The following is a 13,816-nucleotide window of genomic DNA, read 5'->3' as shown; positions in this document are numbered from 1 at the left end:
CCGGCCGCCGGGGTCCCAGGGAGGTCCGCCGATGCCCGTCCTCGAGCTCACGTTCGATCGCCTCGATCCGTCGCTCTCGGTGCGCCGCTTCGCCGTCGAGGAGGCGATATCGACGCTCTTCAGCGCGACCGTCTGGGCGCGGAGCCCCGACCCGTCGATCGACCTCTCGGCCATCGTGGGCGCGCCCGCGGCGTTCCTCGCCGACCCGGGCCACGCGTTCTCCAGCGCGGCGCGGCGCTTCTCGGGCATCGTGCGCCACATGGAGCTCGTGGAGGTCGAGCCCGGCGGCCTGTCGCTCTACGCGATTCACCTCGTCCCCGCGCTGTGGCTCCTCACGCAGCGCACGAACAACCGCATCTTCCAGCACCTCGCGATCCCGGACATCATCGATGCTCTGCTCGGCGAATGGGGCATCGATCACGCCTGGGAGATCGACCGCGGGCGGTATCCGCGGCTCGAGGCGAAGGTGCAGTATGGCGAGTCCGACTTCGACTTCTTCAGCCGGCTGCTCGAGGAGGCGGGGATCGCCTATGCGTTCCCGGAGGACGAGGGCGGCTCGCGGCTCTTGCTGAGCGATCGGCTGAACGACCAGGCGGCGCGGCCGGCGTCGATCCCGTTCCTGAACAGCCCGAGCGCGCCGCTGGAGCTGGAGCGCATGTTCGGCGTCTCGCTGGTCCACGAGGTGCGTCCGGGGGCGTACACGCTCCGCGATTTCGATTTCCGGAACCCCGGCCTGCCTGTCACCGGCGAGGCGCCGGCGGCCGGCTCACCGGAGGACCGGTACGAGCAGTATCGCTATCTGCCGGGCGGCGCGCTCGTGGAGACGGGCAAGCCTGGCGGGACGCCCGTGGCCGACGCGAAGGGGTTCGCGCGCCACGACGTCGCGTACGCGCAGGGCCGCGCGGCGCGCGCGCTCGAGGGCGAGCGCGCGGGGCGGCTCGCGGTCGGCTTCTCGACGAACACGCCGGACCTGCGGCCGGGGACGGTGTTCACGATGAGCGGCCACCCGCACCCGGACCTCGCGGGTGCGCCGAGGCTGCTCGTGACCGCGCTCTCGATGGAGGGCACCCACGACGATGTCTGGCAGATGACCGGCCGCGCTGTCTTCGCCGACGCGCCCTATGCGCCGGCGCTCCGCGCGCCGAAGCCGCGGATTCACGGCCTGCAGAGCGCGCGGGTGGTCGGCCCGCCGGGGCAGGAGATCCACACCGACGAGCACGGCCGGGTGCGGGTGCACTTCCCGTGGGACCGGGAGGGGGTGAGGGACCCCGAAGCGTCGATGTGGATCCGCGTGAGCCAGGGCTGGGCCGGGAGCGGTCATGGCATGTTCCTGCTGCCGCGCGTCGGCCAGGAGGTGCTCGTCACGTTCCTGGAGGGTGATCCGGATCAACCGGTGATCCTGGGCCGGGCGTACAACGCGATCGAGCCGGTGCCCTACGCGCTGCCGGCGAGCAAGACGATCAGCATCTGGAAGAGCGAGTCCTCGCCGGGGGGCGGCGGGTTCAACGAGATCAAGCTCGACGACGCGCGCGGAGACGAGCTGTTCTATCTGCAGGCGGAGAAGAACCTCCGCGCGCTCGTGAAGAACGACGAGACGATCACGGTGGGCCGCGATCGAAGAAAGCAGGTGCTGGGGAGCGAGACCGACACCACGGGGGTGAACCGGACCGAGGTGACGGGGCTGAACCGCGTGGAGGTGACCGGGGCCAACCGGGCGCTCCTCGTGGGCGCCCAGCGCGCGCACTGGGTCAGGAAGGCGGAGATCGAGCGGACCGAGGGGCTCCACGAGCGGCTCGTCGGCAAGGATGTCGACGAGGTCGTGAAGGGGAAGCGGCGCGAGCGCGTGGAGGAGGCCCTGCACACCCACGTGAAGAAGGACCGCCGGCAGCGGGTCGACGGCGCGCAGTCGCTGACGGTGCTGGAGGATCAGCACGAGAAGGTGGGCGGCACGCATGCGCTGGCCGCGGGCAAGGCGGTCACCCTGGTCGCTGGCGAGGACATGGTGGGGGAGGGGGGCCAGGGCGTGACGGTGAAGGGACCCGGGGGGTTCCTGCAGATCGACGGCGCCGGCGTGACCATCAAGGGGACGCTCGTGAAGATCAACGCGGGCGGGTCGGCCGGCAAGGGCGAGGGCCCGAAGGCCGAGGCGCCGGAGGAGCCCGTGGAGGCCGTGGTGCGGGTGCCGCCCGTGGGGTAGTTCCGCCCGCCCGAAGTCCTGCCAGGAATGGCCGAGGAAGAATTTCAACGCAAAGGCGCAAAGGCGCAAAGGCGCAAAGGCGCAAAGGCGCAAAGGCGCAAAGGCGCAAGAAACAATTTTATGCATTTTTGCGTCTTTGCGCTCTTTGCGTCTTTGCGCTCTTTGCGTTGAAATCTCTCTTCGCTCGCGAGGCAGATCCCTGGCAGGATTTCTGACGCGCGGAAGTAGGGGAGTAACACTTCGCGATCGCGCCGCGTACTCCCTGCGCCCTGCGCCGTAGGGGGCGCGAGGGCAGGGGGCGCCGGGCGTCAGGCCTTCTTCGCGGCGCCGGGCGCGCCTGGCACGGTGATCTGGTAGGCCTGCGGTAGCACGGCCTGCAGCGCGCGCGCCCGGTCACAGGCCTCCTTCGCGCAGCCGGCGATGAGGTCGCCGACGATCGCCCCGTAGTCGTCGCGCGTCACGAACCCGTCGCCGTCCCTGTCCAGGCCCGAGCTGCGCTTGTAGACGGCGCGCTGGCGCCTCGTGACGCGGATCTCCTCGCCGCCCCTCATCGCCGTGTAATAGGTCGCCTTCTCGTCGACGCCGAGGAGCTGGCCGTCGTGCGCGCGGAGGGTCTGGCCGGTCGCTTCCTTCCGGTGCGCCTTGAAATGAGCGATCATGTCGTCGGAGATCTCGACTCGCCCCGCGCGGGGATCATCGAAGAAGGGGCCATCGCAGATCGCGGCGGAGACACCCAGGATCGGCTGGGCCGGATCGAGGCCGGCCGGCTCCAGGACGGCGAGCGCGACGTCGCGGGCCTCCCGGAAGTCGGCCCCTGGACAGGCCTGCTTCCGCGCCTCGAAGTACGCCTCGGCGACCTCGATCTGCTCGATCCGGCACATATCCGCGAGCGCCTCGGCGGAGGTGCCGAGCTCCGCGGCGGTGCCCGGCGTGAGCTGGAGGAGCCCCACGGCGTTCGATCCAGGGTTCCTGACGCGCGGCGAGGTGGTGTGGCCCGTCGCGAGGTGGATGACGCCCAGGAACGCCGCCGCGTCGCCGTCGAGGCGCCGGGCCATCTCGGCGACGGCGAGGAGGACGTTGTGATCGTTGTCGAGGCAGTCGTCGTGACGCGCGCACAGCTCGCACGTCCCCTTGCGCGCGGGCCTGAGCACGCTGGGCGTCCCGGGCGACACCGCGTTCGCGCCGGCCTTCTTCGCCTTCCTGACCAGCGCAGCGCAGAGCGGCGGCGTCGCGGGGAGCGCCGCCACGACCTCGACCGCGCGGGCGGCTTCCCCGCCGTCGGGGAGCGTCTCCCTCGCCGCCGGCGCTACCTCGCCCTTGTGGGCCGCCTCCAGCGCCGCCCTCGTGTCGTCGTCGGCATGACCGGTCGCCGGGAGGCCGAAGTCCTCCTGGAACCGCCGCAGCGCGCGCAGCGCCGCCTGCAACGCCGGCTCGAGCTCCGGATCTGCCACATACCCGAGGTTCCTGAGCCGCTCGACGATCCCGGAGTACCCCTCGTCGGGCGTGTTCGCGATCGGGTTCAGGTGAGCGATGTCGAGCTCCCAGCGGTACCTGTCCACGTCGAGCCTCGCCCTGGCCGCGTCGGCCGGGATCTCGCGGACGAGCGCCCCCGCGGCGTCGGTGGTCCCGGTCAGCGTCTCACCCCCGACCTCCAGCGAGAACGCCCGCCGCGCGAGCGGCTGACCCTGCGCGTCGCGGAGGATGAGGTGGAGCTTCCTCGTCGGCGACGGGGCCTCGATGGTCTCGAGCGCGGGCGAGAGCACGCCCTTCCTCTCGCCTGCTTCGGGCGCTGTCGCGCCGCGCTCGGGGATCACGACAACGTCGCCCGGATAGAGCACGTTGGCGTCGCCGCCGCGCCGGTCGTGGAGCTCCTTGTTGGCCGCGTCGGCCCAGAGGACCATGGGATCGGCGAAGCCGTATCGCTTCGCGATCGACGACAGGCACTCTCCCTGATGGACGATGTGGCTGCGCATGACGCTCCGGGGCTCCTCGCGCTCGGGGGCTATCCTCGCCGCTCTTGCCGTGCTTCGCGCTCCTTGCGCTTGCGCTCGCACTCCTCGCAGAACGGCTCATCGGTCTTCAGGGTCTCCGCCTGCGCCGACGATCCGATGATCACGGTCGGGCACCCCGCCACGATCACGCCGCCGTGGCTCGTGGGGTCGCCCATCCGCGCCGCGGGCTTGTTGCCGATGAGGACGCTCTTCTCCCCCTGCGACACGGAGTCCGGCGGTCCGACGCAGGTGAGCTTGTCGCCGACGCGGGCCGCGGGTTGAAACCCGATCTGCACCGTGGGCTCCCCGAGGATGACGGGGCCGCCGACGTGCGGCACGGGGCCCGGCTCGACCTTGGGGCAGGTGTGCATGTCGGTGATCCGTGCGGCAGGGGGCATGGCGTCTCGTCTCCGTCGCGGCCGTCGCGTCCGTCCGGGGCGATGATAGTACGGATCGCGCCGCCCTGGGGAGAGACGCGCGGATCGCGCCGCGGGGACACCGTCGCCGCGCCGATCGCGCCCGGACGCCGCCGGGATCCCTGGGCTTCTTTCACGCGGGGCGGCCGGGTAGAATCAGGCGGAGAGCCGCATGGCGCACAACTTCCACGACATCAACGGCTGGCTCCTGGTGGGCATCGAGATGCACCAGGGGTTTCACATCTTCCCGCCGCTGCCGATGAAGTTCTGGAAGCTGACGCTCGTTCACCCGTTCACGCTCGGGGACAAGCAGCAGCCCACGGTGCTCTTCAATGGAGTGCCGTCGGTCACGCACGGGCACGAGCCCATGTTTCTCTGGCCCCACCTCGGGATCATCCCCGATCCGCTGGACGCGCTGACGCCGCTCCACATCCTGCTCGGATCGCACAAATGCTGGCTGCCCCGCGGGGCGGTCGAGATCTGCGGTGAGAAGTCCACGTGCTGTGTCATCGGCGGGCCGCTGTCGCTCAACGCCGATTGCTGGGACACGGGCAAATGGCCGACGTCGCTCGTGCTCAACCCGGGCACGGTGCAGACGACGCCGACCTTCGGCGACTTCGCGATGGGCGCGGTGACGCTCGCGATCGACCTGCTCATCGATCTCGCGTTCGAGGGCGCGTTCAAGCTCGGCGGCGCGCTCCTCATGAAGCTCGGGGGCAAGCTGCTGAAGCCGGCGTTCAAGAAGGGCAAGGAGCTCCTCGAGCGGGGCCTCCGGGCGGCGACCCGGGGGGCCGACGACGCGGGCGACGCCGCGCGGAAGGGCGCGACGCGCAGCGCGACAAGCGCCTCGTCGCCGCCGCGCAGCAAGTGCACGACGGCCGGGCACCCGGTGGACGTCGCCTCGGGGCGCGTCGTCGACGCCCTGGTGGATCTCTCCCTTCCCGGGCCGATCCCGCTCGTGTGGGAGCGCCACTATTCCTCGTCCCGCGCGCTGGAGCGCACGTCGCTCGGCCGCGGCGGGTGGGTGCACAGCTTCGAGCAGTGGGTCGAGCGGACGGACGACGGGCTCACGCTCCGCGATCAGGAGGGCCGGGACATCTTCCTGCCGCCCGTCGAGCCGGGCCAGCGGGCCTTCCGCCGCGCGGATCGGCTCACGATCGGCGCCCTCGCGGACGGCGCGTTCACCGTCCACAGCCACGACACCCGCCTCACGCGCCGCTTCGCGCCGGCCGCGCCGGGCGGCAGGGCGCTGCTGCGGTCGATCTCCGATCCTCACGGCAACGCGATCGTCCTGGAGTATGTCGGCGAGCGGCTCCATCGGATCATCGACACGGCCGGCCGCGAGGTGCGGGTCAAGGCGACCCACGGCGGCCGGATCGCGCGCCTGGAGGTCTGGGTCGAGGGCAACCTCGAGCAGTGGGTCGATTACGCCTACACGAAGATGGGCGAGCTCGCGAGCGCCACCGACGCGCTCGGCCATGCCGACAAGTATGGCTACGACGAGGATCACCGCATGGTGAAGACCACGCTGAAGAACGGCGTGAGCTTCTATTACGCCTACGATCCCGAGACCGGCTGGTGCAAGAAGACATGGGGCGACGGCGGGCTGCACACGGTCGAGCTCCGGGTCGACCTCGAGCGGCGGATCACGCGGCTGACGGGCAACGAGGAGCCGCGCGTCCTCCACTGGAACGAGGACGGGCTCGTCGTGCGGGAGGAGACGCCGGAAGGGCTCTTGCTCAGGACGCTGGAGTACGATGTCGACCAGTACGTCGTCGCCGAGGGCAACGGCGCGGGCGAGATCACGCGGTACGAGCACGACGAGCGAGGGCGCAAGATCCGGGAGATCGACCCCGCCGGGAACGTGACCGCGTGGTCGTACGACGGCGACAACCCCGTGCTGCGGGTCGACCCCGGCGGCCTCGCCACCCGGTACGATCACGACGCGCGCGGCTCGCTCGTCGGGGTCATCTACCCGTCACGGCACCATGTTCGCCTCGAGTACGACGAGCGCGGCCACCTGCGCGCGATCCACGGGGAGGAAGGGCGAGTCGCGTCGTTCACGGTCGACGCCGCGCACAACCTCGTCGAGAAGATCGACGCGCGCGGCGAGCGGACCCGGTACGAGTACGACCCCCTCGGAGAGCCCGTCGCGCGGACCGATGCGCTGGGGCGGCGCACCACCGTCCAGTACGACAGGCTCCGGCAACCGGTGCTCATCCAGCGGCCGGATGGGACCCTCACGCGATCCGAGTACGATCCGCTCGGCAACCCGAGCCGCGTCCTCGACGCGCTCGGGCAGACAACCACGCTCATCTACGGCGGGACGGGCTCGCTGCGCGCGCTCGAGCAGGCCGACGGGCGCGTGTGGCGCTTCAAGTACACCACCCGCGAGAGGCTCCGCGCCGTCGAGAATCCCCGGGGCGAGACGTACGAGTTCACGTACGACAGCGCGGGTCGCGTCGTCCGCGAGACCACCTTCGACGGCCGCGTCCTCGACTACCGCCATGCGCCGAGCGGCCGCGTGTCGCGCATCGACTATCCGGACGGGAGCTTCCGCGCGTTCTCGCACGATCCGCTGGGCAACATCGTCGAGGAGACCTCCTCCGACGGCGCCATCCGCTTCGACCGCGACCGCACCGGCCGGCTGCTCGGCGCGGCGCTCGAGCACGCCGGGCAGCGCATCGTCACGCGCTTCGATCGCGACGCGCTGGGGCGGGTGATCGCGGAGACGCAGGACGACCGCACCCTGCGGTACGCGTACGACGCGCGCGGGCGCCGCACCTCGCGCACGATGCCGGACGGCGCGACGACGCGCTACCGCTACGACGGGCGCGGCCAGCTCGCCGGCGTGGAGCACGACGGCTTCCAGCTCGTGCTGGAGCGCGACGCGCTCGGGCGGGAGGAGGCGCGCGGGGACGCCGCGGGGCGCTTCTCGATCCGCACCGCGTACGACGCGATGGACCGGATGATCGAGCAGCGGATGGACGTGCGCGCCCCGGGCGGCGGCGCGCCCGCGATGGCCGTGCGGCGGCTCTGGCGGCGGGACGCGCTCGGGCGGGTCAGCGGGATCGCGGAGAGCCGCTGGGGGGCGACCGCGTACGGCTACGATCCGATCGGCCAGCTCCTCGAAGCGCAGCGCGGTGCGGACCGGGAGGTCTTCTCGTACGACGCGGCCGGCTACGTCGAGCGGCTCGTCCAGGGGCTGGACCACGCCCCCGCCGAGGCGGAGGACCCGGCGTGGGAGATCGACAAGGGCGACGTCCTCCTGCGCACCGATCGCGCGCGCTACGCCTACGACGGCCGGCGGCGGCGCGTCCTGAAGACGGTGGGGGCCGGGCCGGAGGCGGAGCGCACGCAGTACACGTGGGATTGCCGGGACCAGCTCCGCGAGGTGAAGCTGCCCTCGGGGGAGCGGGTGGCCTTCACCTACGACGCCTTCGGGCGGCGCGTGCGCAAGGAGCTGTTCGACGCGCGCGGGGACGCGCAGCACGCGGTGGAGTTCCTCTGGGACCGGGACGTGCTCGCGGCCGACGTCGACTCGCGCCACGGCGCGCGCTGCTTCGTCCACGCGCCGGGCACCTTCGTGCCGCTGCTCCAGGCCGAGCAGGGCGAGGTGTTCAGTTACATCAACGACCATGTCGGCGCGCCGAAGGAGCTCGTCGACGCGCGCGGGGAGGTGGCGTGGTCGGCGGCGCACGCGGCGTGGGGGCAGGTGGCCGAGGCGTTCGTCGATCCGGCGCGGAGATCCGGGAGCGGACGGGCGGTGTCCTCGCCGTTCCGCCTGATGGGGCAGTACGCGGACGAGGAGACGGGGCTGCACAGCACGCGCTTCCGGACCTGGGACGCGGAGGTGGCGCGGTGGTGCAGCCCGGATCCGCTCGGGATCCGCGCCGGCGGGCACCTCTTCGGGTTCGACGGCAGCCCGACATCGCGGGTCGACCCGCTCGGGCTCGTCGGGCTGGATGAGCCGGGCTACCTCGTCTATGGCCTCTTTCGCGAGGGGGAGGACGAGCCGTTCTACATCGGCTACACGAACGACTTCGACGAGCGCCAGAGCGCGCACAGTTCGCCAGGACAGCGCCTCGCGACGGAAGGAGGAGAGATGCGTCGGATCCAGGACAACCTCACCTTCCGGCAGGCGCGCGGCAACGAGCAGGCGTACATGGAGTGGTACGGGACGCGCCCCGCCGATCAGATCGGCGAGTTTCCCGGCAACGTCTACAACAGCTTCCGGCACGAGCGCGCCCTCGACGCCAGCGACCTGCGGGGACAGGCGTTCGAGGCGGAGTACCAGGCGAGGATGCGGCGGCTCGAGGAGATACGGCCGTCGCGCGCGAGGCAAGGATGCACGTAGCGCGGGCAGGGGCCTCGCGCGATGTCGACAGGATATCCATGGCGAAAGCAAAGACGACCGCGAAGCACAGCAAGGTGCCTGACTACCCGAGCATGGTGCCGGCAGGGAGCGTGATCGGGATCCCGATCGGGGACGAGCGGTGGGCGTTCGGCCGTGTCCTCAGCGTCCACCGGAGCGGCACCATGGTGGTCGAGGTCTTCCGCAAGGCGGGGCGCCGGGAGGAGTTCGACGCCTCCGTGCTCGAATCCGGCTTCGCCGTGCCTCCGTTCGTTCACACGGTGGGGGCGGTGATCCAGGGCCTGTGGCCCGTCGTGTACCGCGACGAGCGGTTCGAGCTCGCGCCGCCCGAGAGCGAGTTCCAGTTCGTGTACGGTGTCTGGCCGTTCTGGCACGCCCAGAACGTGCGGCAGGAGACGACGCAGGAGGAGATCCCCGGCGACGAGGCGGCGCGACGGCTCCCCACCGGCGTGCGCGGCGACGAGGATCGCGCGGCGCGCGTCGCCCAGGCCATCCGCGAGGGGGCGACCTGGACGCCGGGCGAGCCGGACCCCGCATGGGCGGAGTCCGTCCGGCGGAGCCTGGAGAAGGCCAAGCAGCACGCGAAGGGGTGATGGGCCGATGGGGACGTGGGGATCGGGAAACTTCGACAGCGACGGCGCGCTGGACGCTTATGCCGGGCTCGTCCACGGCATCGCCGAGCAGATCGACGAGGGCCTCGGCGAGGGCGACGTCCAGTTCGAGGACGTCGACGGGGAGATCGCGCTGATGGAGGTGCTCGCGGTGATCGGCGAGCGCTGCCGCGCGCTCCACCTCCCGCTCGCGCAGGTGGAGTCGTGGGCGCGGCGCGTGCTCGCGGCCTACGACGCGCAGATCGACGCGCTCGGCGCGACCGAGTCCTTCAAGGCGGAGCGACGCGCCGTCCTGGAGAGCACGTTCGACCGGCTGCGCGCCGCGGTTCGCGCCGTTCGTCGAACGTAGGCGCCGCGCCCCTGCGGCGTGCTCCAGATCTCCAAAGAAAACAGCCGGGCCCGCAACGGCGGCGCCCGGCTGTCGTTCCCTCGATCGCTCGACTCAGCGGATCCAGCGATTGACGATGTTCTCGTACAGCTCTTGCTGGCCGCTCGTGAGCTTGACCTCGCCGCCGGCGTTGCCGATCTCGGCGAGCTGCTCCAGCGTCAGCTTGCCCTGCTCGAAGTCCGCGCCCTTGCCGTTGTCGAACGACGCGTAACGCGCCTTGCGCATCGACTCGAGCGGCGACTTGCGGATCAGGTCGTCGGCGATGAGGAGCGAACGCGCGAACACATCCATGCCGCCGATGTGCCCGTGGAAGGTGTCGACCAGATCCGTCGAGTTACGACGACGCTTGGCGTCGAAGTTGACGCCGCCGCCCTGGAACCCGCCACAGCGGAGCAGGATGAGCATCATCTCCACCGTCTCGTTGATGTTGTAGGGGAACTGGTCGGTGTCCCACGCGTTCTGGTAGTCGCCGCGGTTGGCGTCGATGCTGCCGAGCATGCCGTTGTCCGCGGCCACCTGCATCTCGTGATCCATGGTGTGGCCAGCGAGCGTCGCGTGGTTCGTCTCCAGGTTGAGCTTGAAGTCCTTGTCCAGGCCGTGCTCGCGCAGGAACCCGATCACCGTCTCCGCGTCGAAGTCGTACTGGTGCTTGGAGGGCTCCATCGGCTTGGGCTCGATGAAGAAGGTGCCCTTGAACCCGCGCGAGCGCGCGTAGTCGCGCGCGATGGTCAGGAAGCGAGCGAAGTGGGCCTTCTCGCGCTTCATGTCCGTGTTCAGCAGGCTCATGTAGCCTTCGCGGCCGCCCCAGAACACGTAGTTCTCGCCGTTCAACGCGATGGTGGCGTCGAGCGCGTCCTTGAGCTGGGCGCCCGCGTAGGCCACCACGGAGAAATCCGGGTTCGTGGAGGCGCCGTTCATGTAGCGCGGGTTGGAGAACAGGTTCGCCGTGCCCCACAGCAGCTTGACGCCCGACTGCGCCTGCTTCTGCTTGGCGTACTCGACGATGCTCTGAAGGCGACGCGACGTCTCGGCGCGGCTGTCGCCCTCTTCGACCAGGTCGATGTCATGGAAGCAGTAGTGCGTCGCGCCCAGCTTGGTGATGAACTCGAAGTTCGCGTCCATCTTCATGCGGGCGCGGGCCAGCGCGTCCTTGCCGTCGTCCCAGGGGAAGTGGATCGTCCCCGGACCGAACGGATCGTGCCCACGACCGCAGAACGTGTGCCAGTAACACACGGCAAACTTGAAGTGATCCTTCATGGCCTTGCCGGCGACGACGCGGTTGGCGTCGTACCACTTGAAGGCGAGGGGGTTGTCGGACTCGGGACCCTCGTAGGGGATCTTGCCGACGCCGGGGAAGTACTCTTTGTCGCCAGTCACAACGGTCATAGCGGATCTCCAGCTCGTGGTTTGCGTGTGTCTTATATCAGAGGGCGCCTTCGACGACAGCGCCCGCGTTCGAGCAGGTCTGCGGCGGCGGCGGTATCTTTACAACAATGTGGTACTTCGGCGCTTGGTGTCGCACCGCCGATGTGGGCGACATCGCAAGCGGGACCGAGCCCTGCGCGTCCGTCGCCTCAGCGCGGCAAGAGCTCACCCGACCCTCGCCGCCAGCCGCGGTCGCGCCGACTCTCCACCTACTACCAGAGCGACGCGGCTTTGGCAATACTATTTACTAACTGTGTAAGGGTGACTACGCGTGCCCGCCTTTCGCGCTGATCAGACTGCTTTCCTCGGCCTCTTCACAGCGCGGAGCTTGCCCGTCGCCGGATCGCCGCACCACAGGCGGCCGCTCGAGTCCGCCTCGACGCCGGAGAGGCTCACGCCGTCCGGGAGCGCGAGCCGGTCCAGGACCTCGCCGCGCTGCGCGTCGACGCGGCGGAGCTCCGATGGCGGGCCGCCCTCCTCGCGCATCGCGCCGTGCCAGAGATCGCCGTCCGCCCACGTGACGCCGGTGACGAGCCGGTCGGACACGAGCGTGCGGAGGACGGTCCCGCGCTCGGGGTCGATCTTGAGGATCTTCCTCTGCCGGTAGACGCCCGCGTAGAGCGCGCCGTCGGCCCAGGCGAGCCCGGTCACCGGCGTCGCGTCGAAGCCCGGGACCTCCCCCACCGCGGCCCCCGTCCCGGGATCGACCTTGCGGATCTTGCCGCCCCCGACGACCCACAGGTGGCTCCCGTCGAACGCCACGCCGGCGTGGGCGGGGGCCTTCAGGCGACGCAGCACCCGGCCCGTCTCCGGCTCCACGGACAAGAGGTCTCCGCGGTTCCCGTGCGCGAACCACACCGCCTGCCCGTCGAACGCGACCCCATGAATCGAGTCGACCCCGTCGAACGTACGTTCCGCGACGAGCTCGGCCTGTCGTGTGTCGTCCATGACCCCAAACCTCCTTCACCCCGGCCCTTAGCCGGGGAGCGCCAGCCCGAGCAGCAACATCTGTGACGCGATCGACAGCGCCGCTCGGGGCCTCGCGTAGCGCCGCGAGGGGCCGCCGCCGGTGACCTCGACCGCCCCCGCGAGCGCCAGGTCCGCGAGCGCGCGCTGCACGGTGCGCGTGCTCTTGCCGAGGGCGGCGCCGATCGCCGCGGCGCTCCACGCGGCGCCGTCTGCCAGGAGCGCGCAGATGGCGCCGGCGTCGCCCGCCTCGAGCGGCGCGAGCAGGACGAGCTCCACCCCGCCGCCGAGCTCCCAGCGGTACGCGTTCCCGAGCGCCTTCACCGCCCCGACGCCGCCGAGCGCGGCCCGCAGGCGCCCCACCTCGACGCGCAGCCGGCGCCGGTGAGACTCGTTGACCGCGCGCGCGCCGAACGCCGCGCGCGCGAGATCGGCGGTCGCGACGGCGGCCGGGTGGGCGCGCGCGAGCGCCTCGAGCATGGCGAACAGCACCGGACGGCGCGAGAGGTCGGCGCGCGCGGCGCCGCCATCGAGGACGCGGCGGCGGATCGCGTCGACGACGACGCGTCCGGCGGCCGCGGCGGCCAGGGACTCGACGTCGGCGAGGCGCGCGAGCTCCTCGCGGCCGCCGCGGAGGACGCGCGCCACGGGCTCGTCGTGCGCGCGGAGGAAGCGCTCCGTCTCGGCGATGAGCTGCGGGTGTCCGCTCGCCCGCGCGCACGCCGCCGCCTGCTCCGCGGCGCGCCGCGCCGACGACGCGCGCACGAGCCGCGCGTGCAGCTCGGCGCGCGCCAGCGCCAGCGCGGCCCTCGTGAACGCCGGCGCGTCGCCCGTGACCGTGGCCTCGGCGGACGCGAGCGCCCGCGCCGCCTCGGCGACCTGACCGTCGAGCAGCGCGGCGCGCGCCGCGCCGAGGCGGGCCCACGCCGCGTTCGTGAGATCGCCGGCGCGCTCGAGGGCGTCGCCGGCCTCGACGAGCCCGCGCCGCGCCTCGCCGAGCTCCCGCTGCGCGAGCGCGACCTCCCCGAGGGCCGCGCTCGCCCGCGCGAGCGCGCGCTCCGCGCCCGACGCCGCGAACACCCGCGCGGCGCGCTCGAGCGCCGCCCTGGCCTCGGCGTAGGCGCCGATCTGCGCGAGCGCGATCCCGCGGAGCGCGAGCGCGTGGGGACCACCGAACGGGCCGGCCACCTTCAGCGCGTCGAGCGCGTCCCCCGCCGCGAGCGACCGGGCCGCTCGCGCGCCGAGGTCGGCGGGGATCTCGACGGTCGCGTCCACCGCCTCAGCATCTCACGCCGGACCGCGCGCGCCAACCGATCGCGACATCGATGTTGCTGTCGCGGTCCCAGGCGGCGTGGTCATCTCTCCGCGTCGGCGACAGAACGCAGCGAGCGGCGGACAGCCGCGCGCGGCGCCGGCAGGAGGAGAGCAGTCCCATGTGTCCTGCGTG

Annotated in this window: 9 protein-coding genes; 4 read left to right on the top strand and 5 right to left on the bottom strand. The window is 71.6% G+C overall.

What is annotated here, in order from left to right; translation table 11 throughout:
• Positions 1 to 31: 31 nt before the first annotated feature.
• On the top strand, positions 32 to 2,197 hold the full coding sequence (locus tag WME96_RS21395) for a type VI secretion system Vgr family protein (RefSeq protein WP_437291943.1): 2,166 nt from the start codon (positions 32 to 34) through the stop codon (positions 2,195 to 2,197).
• 308 nt (positions 2,198 to 2,505) lie between these two features.
• On the opposite strand, the gene WME96_RS21390 is transcribed toward WME96_RS21395, so the two are convergent.
• Together WME96_RS21390 and WME96_RS21385 are read right to left on the bottom strand one after the other, a co-directional pair.
• Positions 2,506 to 4,170 carry a peptidoglycan-binding protein gene (locus tag WME96_RS21390; protein WP_437291942.1) on the bottom strand — a complete coding sequence of 555 codons (1,665 nt, stop codon included), beginning with the start codon at positions 4,168 to 4,170 and terminating at the stop codon, positions 2,506 to 2,508.
• Positions 4,171 to 4,199: 29 nt separating this feature from the next.
• Positions 4,200 to 4,586 (bottom strand): PAAR domain-containing protein, encoded by a 387-nt coding sequence (locus WME96_RS21385; RefSeq protein ID WP_437291941.1) that lies wholly within the window; start codon positions 4,584 to 4,586, stop codon positions 4,200 to 4,202.
• 190 nt (positions 4,587 to 4,776) lie between these two features.
• On the opposite strand from WME96_RS21385, the gene WME96_RS21380 reads away from it, so the two are divergent.
• The 3 genes from WME96_RS21380 to WME96_RS21370 are packed head-to-tail and all read left to right on the top strand — an operon-like array spanning position 4,777 to position 9,939.
• A complete protein-coding gene (locus WME96_RS21380) occupies positions 4,777 to 8,961 on the top strand; it encodes a DUF6531 domain-containing protein (RefSeq protein WP_437291940.1) in 4,185 nt (1,394 codons plus the stop codon).
• 38 nt (positions 8,962 to 8,999) lie between these two features.
• Complete coding sequence (locus tag WME96_RS21375) at positions 9,000 to 9,572, top strand: Imm26 family immunity protein (protein ID WP_437291939.1); 573 nt, start codon at positions 9,000 to 9,002, stop codon at positions 9,570 to 9,572.
• A gap of 7 nt (positions 9,573 to 9,579) precedes the next feature.
• A complete protein-coding gene (locus WME96_RS21370) occupies positions 9,580 to 9,939 on the top strand; it encodes a hypothetical protein (protein ID WP_437291938.1) in 360 nt (119 codons plus the stop codon).
• A gap of 93 nt (positions 9,940 to 10,032) precedes the next feature.
• Here the strand turns inward: WME96_RS21370 and xylA are convergent, their stop codons facing one another.
• The 3 genes from xylA to WME96_RS21355 form a co-directional block, all read right to left on the bottom strand.
• The gene (xylA, locus tag WME96_RS21365) at positions 10,033 to 11,364 is read right to left on the bottom strand and encodes a xylose isomerase (RefSeq protein ID WP_437291937.1); all 1,332 of its coding nucleotides are present in this window, start codon (positions 11,362 to 11,364) and stop codon (positions 10,033 to 10,035) included.
• A gap of 330 nt (positions 11,365 to 11,694) precedes the next feature.
• A complete protein-coding gene (locus WME96_RS21360) occupies positions 11,695 to 12,351 on the bottom strand; it encodes a Vgb family protein (RefSeq protein WP_437291936.1) in 657 nt (218 codons plus the stop codon).
• A 27-nt stretch (positions 12,352 to 12,378) separates the two neighbouring features.
• On the bottom strand, positions 12,379 to 13,644 hold the full coding sequence (locus tag WME96_RS21355) for a helix-turn-helix domain-containing protein (RefSeq protein WP_437291935.1): 1,266 nt from the start codon (positions 13,642 to 13,644) through the stop codon (positions 12,379 to 12,381).
• Positions 13,645 to 13,816: the final 172 nt, after the last annotated feature.

Origin of the sequence: Sorangium sp. So ce406 (assembly GCF_051474675.1) — a bacterium.
Lineage (GTDB): Bacteria > Myxococcota_A > Polyangia > Polyangiales > Polyangiaceae > Sorangium > Sorangium cellulosum_G.
This window is presented reverse-complemented; position numbering and strand designations above follow the sequence as displayed.